We start from the raw sequence: 15,730 nt of genomic DNA, 5'->3' as shown, positions 1-15,730 counted from the left end.
ATAAGCTGCCGGGAGCATGACCCGCATCATCGCCGGATTCGCCGGCTCTCTCAGCCTCCAGGTTCCGCGCTCCGGCACCCGTCCCACGAGCGACCGCGTGCGCGAGGCGATCTTCTCCGCGCTCGAGGCCCGCGACGCGATCCACGGCGCACGCGTGCTCGACCTCTACGCCGGCTCGGGCGCGCTCGGCCTCGAGGCCGCGAGCCGTGGCGCCGCCGAGGTCGTGCTCGTCGAGCGGGCGAAGCCCGCCTCAGAGATCTGCCGGCGCAACGCCGACGCCGTCGGCCGCGCCGACGGCGGCGGGCACGCGGTGCGCGTCCGCGTCGTGCCGCGGGCGGTCGCCGCCTACCTCGAGGGCGCGGCCGGGCCGGTCGACCTCGTGTTCGTCGACCCGCCCTACGATCTCTCCGAAACCGCGCTCGCCCACGATCTCGAGCTGCTCGCCCCGCTCCTGTCCGATGACGCGGTCGTCGTGGTCGAGCGCAGCAGCCGCTCGCCCGAGCCGGTCTGGCCCGCGGGCCTCGCACCCGAGCGGCGACGCGACTACGGCGAGACGACGCTGTGGTGGGCGGCGCCCGATCAGCCCGCGCGGCCGTCCCAGCCCGAGTAGGGATCCCACCCGTCGGCGGCGATCGGTGCACCGTCGACCCGAAGTTCTCCGGCATCCTCGACGACACGGCCGATCACCTCGAACGGCGCGGGCACCGGCGCCCCGGCTGGGAACGTCGCGAGCAGTCCGTGGTCCTCGGCGCCTGCCAGGGCGAGTCGCACGTCGGCACCGAGAGCGGCGCCGTCGAAGTCGAGGCCGACCCCGCTCGCCTCGGCCAGCCGCCGCGCGTCGCGCGCCAGCCCGTCGGAGACGTCGAGCATGGCGGTCGCGCCCGCCTCGGCCGCGGCGACGCCGGCACCGACGGGAGGTTCGGGTGCGAGCTGTGCGGCGATGAGGCGCGGATGCCTCGCGCGAAGCGCGGCGGCACGCTCGGGATCGGGTTCCCCCGAGGCATCCACCCCCTCGGCGAAGAGCAGGCGCAGGCCCTGCGCCGCGTCGCCGCGGACGCCGGCATGCGCGAGGACGTCGCCGACCCGCGCGCCGGAGCGGGTGACCGCGCTGCGGCCCTCGAGATCGCCGAAGGCGGTGACGGTGATCGTCAGCACGGACGACGCCGAGAGGTCGCCGCCGACGACGCCGGCCCCCGGAGCGAGGGAGGCGAGTCCCTCGCGCAGCCCGTCGGCGATGCCTTCGAGCACCGCGACCGCGAGGTTCGGCGGCGCCGCGATCGCGACGACGAGCGCGGTCGGCCGGGCACCCATCGCGGCGACGTCGGTGAGGTTCGTCGCCGCCGCCTTCCAGCCGAGCTCGAACGGCGTCGACCAGGCGAGGCGGAAGTCGGGACCGTGGACCATCATGTCGCAGGTCACGACGAAGCGGCCGTCGGGCGCGGCGATCACGGCGGCGTCGTCGCCGGCGCCGAGCAGCGCCGAGTCGCCGGGCTGCAGGCGCGGCAGGATCCGGGCGAGCACGGCCTGCTCGCCGAGCGCCCCGATGGTCTCGATCCCGCCGATCGTCTCGAGGTCTGCGTCGGTGCTTGGGCGGTCGTCGGGCATCCACTCAGCGTAGGTCACCACCGGACGACGGATGGTGTGTAATGGTTCTTTACGAATTCGGCGTCGATGCCTACGCTGGGTTCGCGGAGAACCCGATCGCGGTGGACGCCCCTGCCCACCGCCCTGCGATGGAGCGAGCGTGAGTCGACGGAGCGAACGAGCAGCGGACCGTCGGCGACGCCGGCGCACGACCATCGCGATCGCGGCGGTGTCCGCGACGGTCGCCCTCGTCGGCGTCGCGGGCGTCACCGGTGTGGCCTGGGCGAGCGGCGAGCTCGAGCGCTGGCAGAACCCCGAGATCCCCTGCACCTCGCCGGCCGAGCTCAGCGTCGTCGCCGACCCGGCGATCGCCGCGACCGTGAAGGCGATCGCGGCCGACTACGACGCGAGCGAGAAGTCGTGCTCCCGCACCGAGGTCGTCGCCCAGGCCTCCGTCGACACCGCAGCGATGCTCGCCTCCGGCAACGCGGCGGAGCTCGACGCCTGGATCCCAGACTCCCCCGTCTGGCTCGTGCGCATGTCGAGCACCGCCCGATCGCTCGGCCGGCCGGTGCCGAACTTCGCCCTCGAACGATCGATCGCCTCGAGTCCCGTCGTCTTCGCCGCCGCCGCGGAACGGGCGAGCGAGCTCGGCGATGCCGCTCCGGGATGGAACGCGCTCATGAAGGGCGAGTTCACGGCGCTCCTGGCCGATCCCGAGGCCTCCTCGGCGAGCCTCAGCGCCCTCCAGGCGATGGAGCGGCGCGCCGACATCGGTGCGCCACGACAGTTCCAGACCGCGATGATCCAGCTCAACGACACCGTGCTGCCGACGGCGGCCGACTCGTTCGCCGAGCTCGGCTCCCGCCCCGCCGGAACCTTCGCGATCGCGAGCGAGCAGCAGATCGCGCTGCACAACCGGGAGGCCGGCTCCTCCCCGCTCGTCGCCCTCTACCCCGCCGACGGCACGCTCGCCCTCAACTACCCGTTCCTCCGCTCCCTCGACGAGACCGAGCTCGCGAAGAACCTCCCCGCTCCCGATGCCGAGCGCGCGCCCGAGACCGCCGAGTCGCGGGCCCTCGAACTCCGGGCGAGAGAACTCGACGGGCTGAAGCTCGCACTCTGGGGCGCGAAGGACGCCTTCGCCGCCGACGGCTTCCGCGACGGCGTCGGGTCGGGAGAGCTCGAGCAGGAGGGCGTCCTCGCCGAAGCCGTCGCCGTCGACACGGCCGCCGCCGGCGCGCAGGTCGCGATCCTCCGCACCTGGGGCGTCCTGAGCCTGCGTTCGCGCATCCTCTCGGTCATCGACGTCTCCGGCTCGATGGAGGAGCCGACGGTCACCGGCCTCCGGCGGATCGACCTGCTCACCCAGGCGACGAGCTCGACGCTCGCCCAGTTCTCGGGCGACGTCGATCTCGGCCTCTGGATCTTCTCGACCGAGCGCGCAGGCGATCGCGACTGGGAGGCCCTCGCCCCCATCGAGCGGCTCGGCGACGAGGAGCAGAAGGCGAAGCTCGGCACCGCCATCGCCTCCCTGCCCGGGCGCCTCGGCGGCGCGACGGGGCTCTACGACACGACCCTCGCGGCCGTCGCGCACGTGCGATCGACGTACGACACCGGCAAGGTGAACTCGGTGCTCCTGCTCACCGACGGCCGCAACGAGGACGAGAACGGGATCTCGCTCGACCAGCTGCTCGCCCAGCTCAGCGAGATGGACGACCCGGCGAAGCCCGTCCCGGTCATCATGGTCGGCATCGGCCCCGACACCGACGTGAAGGCGATGCGGGCGATCGCGAAGGCCACGGGCGGGGCCGCGTACTCCGCCGCCAAGCCGCAGGACCTGAGCGTCGTGCTCACCGACGCCCTCTCCCAGCGCGCGTGCCGCCCGAACTGCTGATCGCCGTCGCAGCAGGCACTCGGGATCGGCCACTACCCTGAAGGGGATGGAACACCCGACCGGCCGCACCCACCGCTCCCCGCGACCCCGCCGACTCCGCTTCGCCGCGCTGCTCGCCGCCGGCGCCGCCGCGCTCGCCCTCAGCGGGTGCAGCCAGGCGGTGCCGATCGACCCCGCCGCCGACGCGAGCGACCCCGACTGCGCAGCCGTCGTCGTGCGCCTGCCCGACTCGATCGCGAAGGACACCGGCCAGGAGCAGGCCGAACGCGAGACCAACGCCCAGGGCACCGGCGCGTGGGGCTCCCCCGCCTCCGTGCTGCTCCGCTGCGGCGTGCCGACGCCCGGCCCGACGACCGACCGCTGCGTGAGCGTGAACGGGGTCGACTGGGTCATCGACGAGTCCGACGCCCCGAACTTCCGATTCACGAGCTACGGTCGCACCCCCGCCGTCGAGGTGCTCGTCGACAACGACGTCGTCTCGGGCACCACGGCGATCACCGAACTCTCGTCGGCCGTCTCGGTCATCCCCTCCGAAGGCGGCTGCACCGACGTCGACGAGGCGACCGCGGGCTGACGCGTGCAGGCCCGCTAGCGCGGACCGGTCGCGAACCCCACCTCGATGAGCTCGGTGATGAGCTCGGGGTAGCTGAGGCCCGAGTTCAGCCAGCACGTCGGGAACATCGAGATCGGCGTGAAGCCCGGCATCGTGTTGAGCTCGTTCACGACGAAGCCCTCGTCGGTGAGGAACACGTCGACGCGGGCGAGCCCCTGGCCGCCGATCGCCTCGAACGCGCGGCGCGCGATGCGCTGCAATTCGAAGAGCTCGCCGTCGCCGAGATCGGCGGGGCACACGAGCTCGACGCCCGGGGCATCCAGGTACTTGGCCTCGAAGTCGTAGAACTCGCGACCCGTGACCACGACCTCGCCCGCCACGCTCACCCGCGGCGCCGCACCGTCGCGGCCTTCGAGCACCGCGCACTCGATCTCGCGGCCGACGACGCCCGACTCGATGAGCACGCTCCCGTCTTCGGCGAAGGCGACCTCGAGCGCCGCGTCGAGCTCGGCCCAGTCGTTCACCTTGGTGACACCGACCGACGAGCCCGCACGTGCGGGCTTCACGAACACGGGAAGGCCGAGGCTGCGAGTGCGGCGCTGCCAGAGCTCGGGGTCGGCGGCCAGCGCGGCACGGGTCACCGTCACCCACGGCGCGACCGGGATGCCGGCGCCCTCGAGCACGGTCTTCGTGAAGTGCTTGTCCATGCCGAGCGACGAGGCGAGCACGCCGTTGCCGACGTACGGCAGGCCGACGAGTTCGAGGAGGCCCTGGATCGTGCCGTCCTCGCCGAAGCGCCCGTGCAGGATCGGGAACACGACGTCGACCTCGCCGAGCGAGCGCGTGCCAGAAGCATCCGTCACCGTCAGTTCGCGCGACGCGGTCGACTCGGGCCACTGCACCCGGGTGCCGTTGTCGACGACCTCGGGCAGGTGCGCGGGGTCGAGCGCGAAGCGCGCCGGTTCGTCGGATTCGAGGATGTACGCGCCTTCGCGGGTGATCCCGACCGGGATCACCTCGAAGCGGCTACGGTCGATCGCCCCCAGCACTCCGCCCGCCGTTGCGCAGCTGATCGAGTGCTCGCTTGAACGCCCGCCGAACAGCAGAACCACCCTGAGCTTGTCCATCGTTCGTCCTTTCGCCCTGGGGCTCGTCGTCGGTCGTGAGGTGGGGCGCGATGTCCTTCGGGTCGAGGGTGCCCGCGAGCACCTGACGCACCTGTTCGACGATGGGCATGTCGACGCCCTTCGCCCGCGCGAGTTCGAGGATCGGCCCGACCGAGGCGAGCCCCTCCGTGGTCTGCTGCATCTGGTTCACCACGTCGTTCAGGTGGTACCCCTGGCCGAGCAGCCGTCCGGCGGTGTTGTTCCGCGAGAGCGGCGACTGGCTCGTCGCGATGAGGTCGCCGAGCCCTGCGAGACCCGAGAGCGTTTCGGGGTGCGCGCCGAACGCGACCGCGAAGTCGCTCATCTCGACGAGACCGCGCGTGATGATCGACGCCTTCGTGTTGTCTCCGTAGCCGGCGCCGTCGACGATGCCGATCGCGACCGCGATCAGGTTCTTCAGCACGCCGCCGAACTCGGTGCCGATGACATCGGTGTTCACGAAGGAGTGGAAGTACTTGTTGCGGGCCACGGATGCCACCGCCTGGGCGGTCTCGAGGCTCGTCGAGGAGACCACCGCGGCCGTCGGCTGCTCCTTGGCGATCTCGAGCGCGAGGTTCGGACCCGAGATGACCGCGATCTGCGACTCGTCGATCGGCAGCACCTCGGCGATGACCTCGCTCATGCGCTTGCCCGTCGACTTCTCGACGCCCTTCATGAGCGAGATGACCGTGGCCTGGGCGTGCAGGTGCGGAGCGATGAGCTTGAGGTTGTCGCGCAGCGACTGGCTCGGCACCGAGACGAACACCTGTTCGGCGCCCGCGAGTGCGAGGTCGAGCCGACTCGTCGCCCGGAGCCCGAGCGGCAGGTTCACGCCCGGGAGGTAGTCGCTGTTGCGCTTGGCCTCCTGGATCTCGCGGGCCATCTCGGGGCGGCGGGCCCAGAGCACGACGTCTGCTCCGCCGTCGGCGAGGATCTTCGCGAAGGTCGTGCCCCAGCTGCCGGCGCCGAGCACGGCGACGCGCTTGCCCGCGGGCTTGCGCGGGTGCTGCTTAGTCTTCAAGGCGACCCGTCTCCTTCTGGCCGTGAGCCACCGGATCCCAGCGCTCGGCCGGAGCCGGCTCATGACGGATCTCGGCGAGGAGCTCGGCGATCGCGTCCATCAGCTTCGCGGTCGCGGCGAGGAGCGACGCCTGGTCGATCGGCTTGCCGCGGTACGCACTGAGGTCGAGCGGTTCGCCGACGATGACGTCGATCGTCTTGCGCGGGAACAGGCTGAGTTTCTTGCCGTAGCGCGGCATCAGCGCCTGGGTGCCCCAGTGGGCGGCGGGCACGATGGGGATGTCGCGCTCCAGCGCGATGCGCACCGCCCCCGTCTTGCCGCGCATCGGCCAGAGCTCGGGATCGCGGGTGAGCGAGCCCTCGGGGTAGACGACGACCATGCGCCCCTTCTCGACGAGCTCCTCGGCCGCGCGGAGGGCCGCATGACCGTTGCTGCCGGCGCGCTCGACCGGGATCTGCCCCGAGGTGCGCAGGAACCAGCCCAGCACGGGGTTCTTGAACAGCGACGCCTTCGCGAGGAAGCGCGGGGCGCGCCCGAGCTTCCAGCTCGCGGCGCCCATCACGACCGGGTCGATCTCGCTGTAGTGGTTGGGTGCGAGCACGAAGGCGCCCGACTGGGGCATCCGCTCCCGGTGATGGAACCGGAATCGGACGGCGAGGTTGAACAGCGGCAGGATGAGTGCCGCGAGGACCCAGAAGAACGAGGGGCGTCGAGTCTCCGAACGCGGCTTCGCGGGGGCCTTCGCAGACGAGTCGTCGTGTTGCACTCCCCTATTATCCTTCGAGTTCGAAATCCGCCCCGAGCAGTTCGAGCTTCGTGATGAAGTCCTCGTACCCCCGCGCGATGATTCCGACGTTGGAGACGGTCGAGCGACCCTCTGCGGTGAGCGCGGCGATCAGGTGGCTGAACCCGCCACGGAGATCGGGCACCTCGACGTCGGCGCCGGTGAGCTTCGCCGGGCCGGAGATCACGGCGGAGTGCTGGAAGTTGCGCTGGCCGAAGCGGCAGGGCCGACCGCCGAGGCACTCCTTGTGCACCTCGATCGAGGCCCCCATCTCGACGAGCGCGTCGACGAAGCCGAAGCGCTGCTCGTACACCGTCTCGTGCACGATCGAAACGCCCTTCGCCTTCGTCAGTGCGACGACGAGCGGCTGCTGCCAGTCGGTCATGAACCCGGGGTGCACATCGGTCTCGATGATGACCGGCTTCAGCTCGCCGCCCGGGTGGTAGAAGCGGATGCCGTCTTCTGCGATCTCGAACGCACCGCCCACCTTGCGGAACACGTTGAGGAAGGTGAGCATCTCGGCCTGGCGGGCACCGCCGACGAAGATGTCGCCGTCGGTCGCGAGCGCCGCGGCCGCCCAGCTGGCTGCCTCATTGCGGTCGAAGAGCGCGCGGTGCGTGTAGCCGTCGAGCTTGTCGACGCCCTCGATGCGGATCACGCGGTCGGTGTCGACCGTGATGATGGCGCCCATCTTCTGCAGGATGTTGATGAGATCCATGATCTCGGGCTCGATCGCCGCACCCGAGAGCTCGGTGATGCCGTCGGCGAGCACCGCGGTGAGCAGCACCTGCTCGGTCGCTCCGACGCTCGGATAGGGCAGCGCGACCTTCGCACCGTGCAGGCCGCTCGGGGCCGACATGCGGATGCCGCTCGGGAGCTTCTCGACGATGGCGCCGAAGTTGCGCAGCACCTCGAGGTGGTAGTCGATCGGACGGTCGCCGATGCGGCACCCACCGAGGTCGGGGATGAAGGCCTCGCCGAGTCGGTGCAGCAGCGGCCCGCAGAACAGGATCGGGATGCGGCTGGAGCCGGCGTGCGCGTCGATGTCGGCCATGTGCGCCGTTTCGACGGCCGAGGGGTCGAGGATGAGCTCGCCCGCGTCGCCCTGGGTCACCGTGACGCCGTGCACCTCGAGGAGGCCGCGCACGATGCGGACGTCGCTGATGTTCGGGACGTCCTTCAGCACGCTCGGAGTGTCGCCGAGGAGCGCCGCGACCATCGCCTTGGTGACGAGGTTCTTGGCCCCCTTCAGTTCGATCCGGCCGCGGAGCGGTTTGCCGCCGTTGATCGTGATCTTGTCGACGTTCAACCCGACTGCCGTCCCGTGGTTCTTGGCATCCTGCCCGAGTGTGTTCACAAACTCCCTGATTCCGCCGGCTCCCGGATGGGGAGCGTCTTGGGCCGCCACGCCGCTCGATGCGTCTCGAATTCGGCGATGGCTGCTTCGTCCCGGAGAGTGAGGGCGATGTCGTCCAGACCCTCCAGAAGCCTCCATCGAGTGTAGTCGTCGATATCGAAGGCGACTGTGAGCGCACCCGCGCTCACCGTTCGTGCAACGAGATCGACGGTCACGTCTATTCCCGGGTCGGCCTCGACGACCGCCCAGAGGCGCTCGATGTCTTCGTAGGCGACCTGCGCGGCGACGAGCCCCTGCTTGCCCGCGTTGCCGCGGAAGATGTCGCCGAACCGCGAGCTCACGACGACGTCGAAACCGTAGTCGCGCAGCGCCCACACGGCGTGCTCGCGACTCGAACCGGTGCCGAAGTCGGGCCCGGCGATGAGCACCTTCGCACCCTGGAACTCGGGGCGGTTCAGCACGAACTCGGGGTCCTGGCGCCATCCGTGGAACAGCGCGTCGTCGAAGCCGGTCTTCGTGACCCGCTTCAGGAACACGGCCGGGATGATCTGGTCGGTGTCGACGTTCGAGCGGCGCAGCGGCACGGCGACGCCGGTGACGGTCGTGATCTTCTGCATCAGCGCGCCTCTCCTTCGTTCTGCAGATCCCACGGGCTCGACAGCGTGCCTCGGATGGCGGTCGCGGCCGCCACGAGCGGCGAGACGAGGTGGGTGCGGCCGCCCTTGCCCTGCCGGCCCTCGAAGTTGCGGTTCGAGGTCGACGCACAGCGCTCGCCCGGGGAGAGCTGGTCGGGGTTCATGCCGAGACACATCGAGCAGCCCGCGAAGCGCCACTCGGCGCCGAAGTCGGTGATGACCTTGTCGAGCCCCTCGGCCTCGGCCTCGAGACGCACGCGCGCGGAGCCGGGCACGACCATGACGCGTACGCCCTCGGCCTTCTGCTTGCCCTTGATGATCGAGGCGAAGGCGCGCAGGTCTTCGATGCGGCTGTTCGTGCACGAGCCCATGAAGACCGCATCGACCTTGATGTCCTTGAGGGGGGTGCCCGCTGCGAGGTCCATGTACTCGAGCGCCCGCTCGGCCGCGGCGCGCTCGTGCTGGTCGTCGATCGTCGCCGGGTCGGGGACCGACTCCGACAGCGAGACGCCCTGGCCGGGGTTCGTTCCCCACGTCACGAACGGCTCGAGCGCGTCGGCATCGATCGACACCTCGGCGTCGAAGCTCGCGCCCTCGTCGGTCGCGAGCGTGTTCCAGTATTCGACCGCGGCGTCCCAGTCGTCGCCCTCGGGCGCGTGCGCGCGGCCCTTCAGGTACGCGTAGGTCGTCTCGTCGGGCGCGACCATGCCGGCCCGGGCGCCTGCCTCGATCGACATGTTGCAGATCGTCATGCGGCCGTCCATCGACAGCGCGCGGATCGCCGAGCCGCGGTACTCGAGCACGTAGCCCTGTCCACCGCCCGTGCCGATCTTCGCGATCACCGCGAGGATGATGTCCTTCGCCGTCACACCGGGGCGCAGGGTGCCCTCGACGTTGATCGCCATCGTCTTGAAGGGCTTGAGCGGCAGCGTCTGGGTGGCGAGCACGTGCTCGACCTCGCTCGTGCCGATGCCGAACGCCATCGCGCCGAAGGCGCCGTGGGTCGAGGTGTGCGAGTCACCGCAGACGACCGTGATGCCGGGCTGCGTGAGGCCGAGCTGCGGGCCCACGACGTGCACGATGCCCTGCTCCTTGTCACCGAGCGAGTGCAGGCGGATGCCGAACTCGGCGGCGTTCCTGCGGAGGGTCTCGATCTGCGTACGGCTCGTGAGGTCGGCGATCGGCTTGTCGATCTCGAGCGTCGGCGTGTTGTGGTCTTCGGTGGCGATCGTGAGATCGGGGCGGCGCACCGGACGCCCGGCCATGCGCAGGCCGTCGAAGGCCTGCGGGCTCGTGACCTCGTGCACGAGGTGCAGGTCGATGTAGATCAGGTCGGGGGTGCCGTCTTCGCCCTGCTTGACCAGGTGATCGCGCCAGACCTTCTCAGCCAGGGTGCGGGGGCGGTCGGCGCTCGTGTGCGCAGTACTCATGCGTTCGTCTCTCTTCGTTCCGGGAGGATCGACTTCGATCCGGAGAAATCGGCCGACGACGGACTCCGCGACGGGGAAGGCCTCAGAACGAAGCCCCGCCGCGGCGACGAAGGAGAAGTCGTGGCGCGCGCATGGAATCAGGCTACACCGTCGGGCGGACGACCCGATCCACCCGCAGACCGAGCTCGCCGAGAAAGAGCGCCGACCCGACCGGCACTGGGGTCGGCTCACCGGGCACGACCTCGCGCAGCGGCCCGCCCGGCGCCTCGATGCGGCAGCCGTTCGTCGAACGCAGGTCGGTGACGCGCACCCCGTCGTCCGCCGGTTCGATGACGGCATGTGTCTTCGACACCGTGCGGGTCGGGTCGTCGATCGCGACCGCCCGGGCGTTCGATCCTGCTGCGGCGACCGGATCGCGTCCGAGGACGAGCACCGCGTCGACCACGATCTCGATGCCGGATGCCCCGACGAGACGCCATGACGGCGGCGTCACGGGCGTCGCGGGCTGCACGGCCTGCGGCGGCTTCGGCAGCGCTGCACCGGGCACGGGAGCGCCGGGGCGGACGCCCGGCACGCTCGGCGCGCCCGGCGTGCCCACGGTCGGGCCCGTCGGAGCGAAACTCGGCAGCGATCGCGTCGGCACGGCGCGAACGGTGCGATCGGGCGCAGCCGGGTCGGGCGCCGTCGGCACGAGACCCGGCGGCGGAACGATGAAGTCCGGTTCTGCCACGTTCCCAGCCTACCGACGGGAGCGGATCCGGTAGCGGCTGATGAAACGACGCACCCGGCCGACCGCGGCGGTGACCGCGGCGGTGGCCGCCTCCGCCTCCGTCCAGCGGTGGACGACGACCTCGTCGGGCACAGACCCTCCGTCGAACACGTCGCGGTCGATGGTCGCCGCGAGTGCCGTGAGGGCGACCGGCTCGGGCCCCGTGGCATCCGCACCGCTCGTTCGCATCGCCGCCGCGAGGCCCTGCTCGCCGAGCTGACGCTCGAGGGCACGCGCCGACTGGAGTCGGGTGGCCTGCGCGGGAGGTTCGAAGCCGAGCTCGGCGTACCGGTCGACCAGCTCCTCCCAGGCCGCCGCAGCCTGCCGCTCGTTCGGCCCCGTGCGGCGCTTGCGACGGCGGGCCGCCTTCACGAGCATCACGGCCAGCATGGGCAGGAACACGATCGCAGCGGGGATGCCGATCGCCGCGAGGGTTCCCCAAACCCAGCCCGGCACCTTGAACGGGCTGTCCTTGTCATCGTCGTCGGTCTCGTCGATCTCGACCGTCGCGATCAGCTCGTCTTCGGTGTGCTCGGCACGCGGCGGCTGGCGCACCTGCGGCTGCGGCTCGGACTTCGGCTTCGGCGTCTCCTCCTTCGGTACGTCGACCTGGTCGGGGGTCGGCCGGAAGCTGACCCAGCCGACGCCCTCGAAGGCGACCTCGACCCAGGCGGTGACGTCGTCGCCGACGACCTCGACTTCCTCCTGGCCCTCGGAGATCTCGGGCGCGAAGCCCATCACGACGCGCGCCGGGTAGCCGAGGTCGCGGGCCATGAGCGCCATGGCCGCGGCGTACTGCTCGGCGTCGCCGACCATCTGGGAACGGGTGAAGAGTTCGGTGATGCGGTCGGCGCCGTGCCCCGCGCGCGAGGGCACCGCGTCGGAGGCGAGGCCGTGACTCAGGAATCCGCCGGTCTTCAGCGCCGTCTCGATCGCGCGGAGCTGCTCGATCGGGCTGGCCGCGTCGCCGGCGAACTCGCTCGCCTTCGCCTCGGCGACGTCGGGTGAGTTCTCGACGATCGGCAGGGTGAGATCGGCGACCGGCACGTCGAGCAGGTCTTCGGTGTCGGGCTCGCGCTGCACGTTCGCCTGGAGCTCGTAGTGCGTGCCCTCGTCGACCCCGCTCGTGAGCACTGCGGTGCCCGCCTCGGGGTTGTAGCGCAGGTCGCCCGCGTTCGCCGAGCTGCGCTCATCGAGGAGGCGGAGCGACGAGCCGTAGCCCACCGTGGGCAGCCACACATCGGAGTAGGCCCCCACCTCGACCTCGAGGTCGCGCCGCGAGCCGAGGTCGGCGAGCCCGGGTTCGGGCAGGGTCTCGCCGACGATGCCGTAGCCGCCGCCGTCGGCGCCCACGTCCTCGGGGCCGGCGACATTCCAGAGCCGGCCGGTGTACGAGTCCATGGTGGCGAGCCGCAGCGTGTCGCCCGGTTCGAGCCCGCGCACCGTGAAGAGCGTCTCCTCGGCCAGGTCCTTCGTGTACTTGCGGAAGCCCGACAGCGGGCTCGGGAACTCGAGCGGGTCGAACGGCGGCACGATCTCTTCACGCAGCACGAAGCGGTCGGGGCTCACCGGGGCGAAGGCGATGCCCGCGAGCGCGCCGATGGCGACCGCGCCGGCCACGACCGCGGAGGTGCCGGTGATCTTCTGCCTGCGCAGGCGCTTCGCACCCTCGCCGGAGGCCTCGACGGTGGTGCCGCGGTGCCACGCGATCCACACGAGCGCGATCACGGCGAACGCGACGCCGCGGACACCGGCGAAGTAGGCCTCGTCGGTGCCGAGCAGGATGCCCGAGAGGTAGAGCAGTGCGGGACCGATCACGAGCACGCTCGCGCGAAGCGCGGTGCGGCGCTTCGGCAGCCAACGGGTCACGAGCAGCGTGCCGACGAGCGAGACCAGCCAGGCGGCGAAGTACGGCAGCGCGGCGATGTAGTACGGCGCCTCCACCGGCGTGCCGATGGTCACGATGTCGGCCCAGCCGAAGACGGCGCCGTACGCGAGCCCGGCGAGCGAACTCAACGAGGGCAGCACGCCGAAGATCGCGGTCTCGGGCATCGTGAACGGCGTGCCGAGCAGGAAGTAGGCGGCGAGTGCGAGGAGCACGGTGGTGAGCACGCCGAGTCGCCACAGCGTGCCGGCCACGGCCACGAGCGTGCCGACGACGAGGCCGGCGAGGGCGGCGAGGAGGAAGTTGAGGTCGCCGAAGGAGGTCTCGTAGCCGATGATGCCGAGGAGCGACAGCAGGCTGAGGACGAGGATGTCGCTCGTCACGTTGCGGGGAAGCCGCTTCACGGTCGCACCCTCCTCATCAGGCGGGGCAGGTCGCCGAGCGAGCCGATGGTCGCGACCGTCGTGCCGGCGACCTTGGTGAGCGAGCTCGTGGCGCCGAGCTCCACGCGGATCGCGATCGTCTCGGTGTCATTGCCGAAGACGGTCTCGACCGAACGGAACTCGGCGATCGGCAGCAGGGAGCCTCCGACCGCGATGACGACGCTCGGGGTCGGCAGCCGCTTCGTCGCGTCGCGCACGAAGTCGCGCATCGACGGGTATGCGCCGTCGGCCGGCTCGATGCGGGACGAGTCGTCGAGGAGGACGGTCGGGGTCGCCGTGCGCAGCGCGACGCCCTCGGTGACGACCGAAAGTCGCGTCGCGTCGCGGACGACCTGCACGCCGATCGAGGCGAGCACCGACACGCCGAGCTCGAACTCGTCGTCGGAGGCGTAGTGCGCGCGCTCGGTCGACTGCACGAGCGTCAGCTGCGAACGGCGGGTCTCTTCGTACTGACGCACCATGAGCTGACCGGTGCGGGCCGAGGTGCGCCAGTGCACGTTGCGGAGGGGATCACCCGGCTCGTATGCGCGCAGCGCGTGGAACGCGATGTCGTTGTTCGTGATGACCTTCGTGACCTCGCCCTCGAGGTCGCGCACGAGGCCGGCGGCCGACGGCCGCAGCCGAGCGGTCACCGGGTGCACGAAGAGCTCGACGGGGTCGGTCCAGCGCACGGTGCGTCGCAGGATGCCGAGCTGGTCGCCGCGGACCGAGACGGCGGGCCCCGCGATGATCACGGCGCGCCGGTTGGTCGGCACGGCGAAGAGCTCCTCGTGCTCGGCGTCGGGGGCGAGGTGGGGCACGACGAACTCGGCGAGGCCGGCGCCGACCGGCAGCTCGATACGCGCGGGCGCCGACGGCGAGGTGCCCGCATTGCGGACGACCATGCGACCGAGCGCGCGCTCCCCCGCCACGACGCGGGTCGGCTGCAGCTCGATGCCGACGGTGAAGTGCATCCGGCCGAAGACGAAGGCGATCGACACGAGCACGGCCGCGAGCAGGGTGAAGCCGAGGAACGCGAACTCGATCCAGCCGAACACCCACGCCAGCACGAGCGACGCCGCCGCGGCGCCGAGCACGAGCCATCCGGTCGTGGAGACCACGCCCGTGACGGGCGCGCAGAACTCGGCGACGGTGCGCCAGGCGCGCGCGAGCGTCGCGCCCAGCGAACGCAGGGATGCCCCGAGCGAGCGTGCGACGGCGCGGACTGCGATGCGCGCCTGAGACGGGGTCTGGGGCGCGCCGGACTCGGCGGTCATGCCGCCCGGTACGCCGGGGGTGCCACCTCGGCGAGCACCCGGTTCACGATGTCCTGGGCGGAGACGCCCGCGAACTCCGACTCGGGGTCGACGATGATGCGGTGGGCGAGCACGGGCACGGCCAGGTCGCGCACGTCGTCGGGCGTCGCGAAGGTGCGGCCGTTCGAGATCGCGCGGGTCTTGACCGCACGCGCGAGGGCGAGCGCGCCGCGCATGCTGACGCCGAGCGCCGCGTCCTTGTCGCTGCGCGTCGCCGAGACGATCTCGTTCAGGTACGAGAGCACCGCCGCGTCGACGTACACCTCGCTCGCGAGCTGCGACATCGTGGTGATCGAGCTCGGCGCGATGATCGGCGACACCTTCGAGGCACGCGCGCGGTTGGCCGAGTCGAGCAGCAGCGTGACGGCCGTGTCGTGGTCGGGGTAGCCGAGCGAGGTCTTGATGAGGAACCGGTCGAGCTGGGCCTCGGGCAGCGAGTAGGTGCCCGCCTGCTCGACGGGGTTCTGCGTCGCGATGACCATGAAGGGGCTGCCCACGTCGTAGCTCACGCCGTCGACGGTGACCTTGCCCTCCTCCATGACCTCGAGGAGCGAGGACTGCGTCTTCGGGCTCGCACGGTTGATCTCGTCGGCGAGCACGATGGAGGCGAAGATCGGGCCGCGGTGGAACTCGAACTGGGCCTTGCCCTGGTCGTAGATCGTGACGCCCGTGACATCGGAGGGCAGCAGGTCGGGCGTGAACTGGATTCGCGAGTTCGTGCCGTCGAGGGTGTTCGCCAGCGCCTTCGCGAGCACGGTCTTGCCGGTGCCCGGGAAGTCCTCGAGCAGCACGTGGCCGTCGGAGAGCAGCGCCGTCACGACGAGCTCGATGACCTCGCGCTTGCCGAGGATCGCACGGTCGACGTTGTCGACGAGCTTCGAGAAGGCGTCCTGGAACCACAGGGCCTGTTCTTGGGTCACTGACATGTTGGG

General features: G+C 71.1%; 14 protein-coding genes. 3 read left to right on the top strand and 11 right to left on the bottom strand.

The annotated features are described in order from the left end of the window. Window positions 1-16: 16 nt before the first annotated feature. Window positions 17-610, top strand: a complete 594-nt coding sequence (gene rsmD, locus GQQ93_RS09315; RefSeq protein ID WP_157423976.1) for a 16S rRNA (guanine(966)-N(2))-methyltransferase RsmD — start codon at window positions 17-19, stop codon at window positions 608-610. Here the strand turns inward: rsmD and thiL are convergent. Then, window positions 580-1,605: a thiamine-phosphate kinase gene (gene thiL / locus GQQ93_RS09310; RefSeq protein WP_157423975.1), complete on the bottom strand. Its 1,026-nt coding sequence runs from the start codon at window positions 1,603-1,605 to the stop codon at window positions 580-582. The two genes, rsmD and thiL, sit on opposite strands and share 31 nt — an antisense overlap. 208 nt (window positions 1,606-1,813) lie before the next feature. Here thiL and GQQ93_RS09305 point away from each other — a divergent pair, with 208 nt between their 5' ends. Beyond that, window positions 1,814-3,481, top strand: a complete 1,668-nt coding sequence (locus GQQ93_RS09305; protein ID WP_170296164.1) for a substrate-binding domain-containing protein — start codon at window positions 1,814-1,816, stop codon at window positions 3,479-3,481. A 46-nt stretch (window positions 3,482-3,527) separates the two neighbouring features. Beyond that, window positions 3,528-4,055, top strand: coding sequence for a DUF3515 domain-containing protein (locus GQQ93_RS09300; RefSeq protein ID WP_157423973.1), 528 nt, complete (start codon window positions 3,528-3,530; stop codon window positions 4,053-4,055). A gap of 14 nt (window positions 4,056-4,069) precedes the next feature. On the opposite strand, the gene GQQ93_RS09295 is transcribed toward GQQ93_RS09300, so the two are convergent. From GQQ93_RS09295 to GQQ93_RS09250, 10 genes are all read right to left on the bottom strand, one after another. Continuing rightward, window positions 4,070-5,161 (bottom strand): D-alanine--D-alanine ligase family protein, encoded by a 1,092-nt coding sequence (locus GQQ93_RS09295; protein WP_157423972.1) that lies wholly within the window; start codon window positions 5,159-5,161, stop codon window positions 4,070-4,072. Further along, complete coding sequence (locus GQQ93_RS09290) at window positions 5,061-6,200, bottom strand: NAD(P)H-dependent glycerol-3-phosphate dehydrogenase (RefSeq protein WP_246192245.1); 1,140 nt, start codon at window positions 6,198-6,200, stop codon at window positions 5,061-5,063. Before GQQ93_RS09290 ends, GQQ93_RS09295 begins: the two co-directional genes overlap by 101 nt. Continuing rightward, entirely contained in the window at window positions 6,190-6,966 is a 777-nt protein-coding gene (locus GQQ93_RS09285; RefSeq protein ID WP_157423970.1) for a lysophospholipid acyltransferase family protein, read from the bottom strand. Before GQQ93_RS09285 ends, GQQ93_RS09290 begins: the two co-directional genes overlap by 11 nt. 7 nt (window positions 6,967-6,973) lie before the next feature. After that, complete coding sequence (gene murA / locus GQQ93_RS09280) at window positions 6,974-8,341, bottom strand: UDP-N-acetylglucosamine 1-carboxyvinyltransferase (RefSeq protein WP_157423969.1); 1,368 nt, start codon at window positions 8,339-8,341, stop codon at window positions 6,974-6,976. Beyond that, window positions 8,338-8,958: a 3-isopropylmalate dehydratase small subunit gene (gene leuD, locus GQQ93_RS09275; RefSeq protein WP_157423968.1), complete on the bottom strand. Its 621-nt coding sequence runs from the start codon at window positions 8,956-8,958 to the stop codon at window positions 8,338-8,340. Before leuD ends, murA begins: the two co-directional genes overlap by 4 nt. After that, the gene (gene leuC / locus GQQ93_RS09270) at window positions 8,958-10,406 is read right to left on the bottom strand and encodes a 3-isopropylmalate dehydratase large subunit (protein WP_157423967.1); all 1,449 of its coding nucleotides are present in this window, start codon (window positions 10,404-10,406) and stop codon (window positions 8,958-8,960) included. The genes leuD and leuC overlap by 1 nt, the downstream gene beginning before the upstream one ends. Before the next feature lie 142 nt (window positions 10,407-10,548). Continuing rightward, the gene (locus GQQ93_RS09265) at window positions 10,549-11,136 is read right to left on the bottom strand and encodes an FHA domain-containing protein (RefSeq protein WP_157423966.1); all 588 of its coding nucleotides are present in this window, start codon (window positions 11,134-11,136) and stop codon (window positions 10,549-10,551) included. Window positions 11,137-11,145: 9 nt separating this feature from the next. After that, window positions 11,146-13,464: a transglutaminase TgpA family protein gene (locus GQQ93_RS09260; protein WP_157423965.1), complete on the bottom strand. Its 2,319-nt coding sequence runs from the start codon at window positions 13,462-13,464 to the stop codon at window positions 11,146-11,148. Beyond that, entirely contained in the window at window positions 13,461-14,759 is a 1,299-nt protein-coding gene (locus tag GQQ93_RS09255) for a DUF58 domain-containing protein (RefSeq protein WP_157423964.1), read from the bottom strand. The genes GQQ93_RS09260 and GQQ93_RS09255 overlap by 4 nt, the downstream gene beginning before the upstream one ends. Beyond that, on the bottom strand, window positions 14,756-15,724 hold the full coding sequence (locus tag GQQ93_RS09250) for an AAA family ATPase (RefSeq protein WP_212277300.1): 969 nt from the start codon (window positions 15,722-15,724) through the stop codon (window positions 14,756-14,758). Before GQQ93_RS09250 ends, GQQ93_RS09255 begins: the two co-directional genes overlap by 4 nt. Window positions 15,725-15,730 lie beyond the last annotated feature (6 nt).

Source organism: Agromyces lapidis (assembly GCF_009749405.1).
GTDB lineage: Bacteria > Actinomycetota > Actinomycetes > Actinomycetales > Microbacteriaceae > Agromyces > Agromyces lapidis.
This window is presented reverse-complemented; position numbering and strand designations above follow the sequence as displayed.

Coding starts and splice junctions, on each gene's coding strand:
- GQQ93_RS09300 (WP_157423973.1), top strand. CDS start 3,528: ATGGAACACCCGACCGGCCGCACCCACCGCTCCCCGCGACCCCGCCGA.
- GQQ93_RS09255 (WP_157423964.1), bottom strand. CDS start 14,759: ATGACCGCCGAGTCCGGCGCGCCCCAGACCCCGTCTCAGGCGCGCATC.
- thiL (WP_157423975.1), bottom strand. CDS start 1,605: ATGCCCGACGACCGCCCAAGCACCGACGCAGACCTCGAGACGATCGGC.
- GQQ93_RS09250 (WP_212277300.1), bottom strand. CDS start 15,724: ATGTCAGTGACCCAAGAACAGGCCCTGTGGTTCCAGGACGCCTTCTCG.
- GQQ93_RS09295 (WP_157423972.1), bottom strand. CDS start 5,161: ATGGACAAGCTCAGGGTGGTTCTGCTGTTCGGCGGGCGTTCAAGCGAG.
- leuC (WP_157423967.1), bottom strand. CDS start 10,406: ATGAGTACTGCGCACACGAGCGCCGACCGCCCCCGCACCCTGGCTGAG.
- rsmD (WP_157423976.1), top strand. CDS start 17: ATGACCCGCATCATCGCCGGATTCGCCGGCTCTCTCAGCCTCCAGGTT.
- leuD (WP_157423968.1), bottom strand. CDS start 8,958: ATGCAGAAGATCACGACCGTCACCGGCGTCGCCGTGCCGCTGCGCCGC.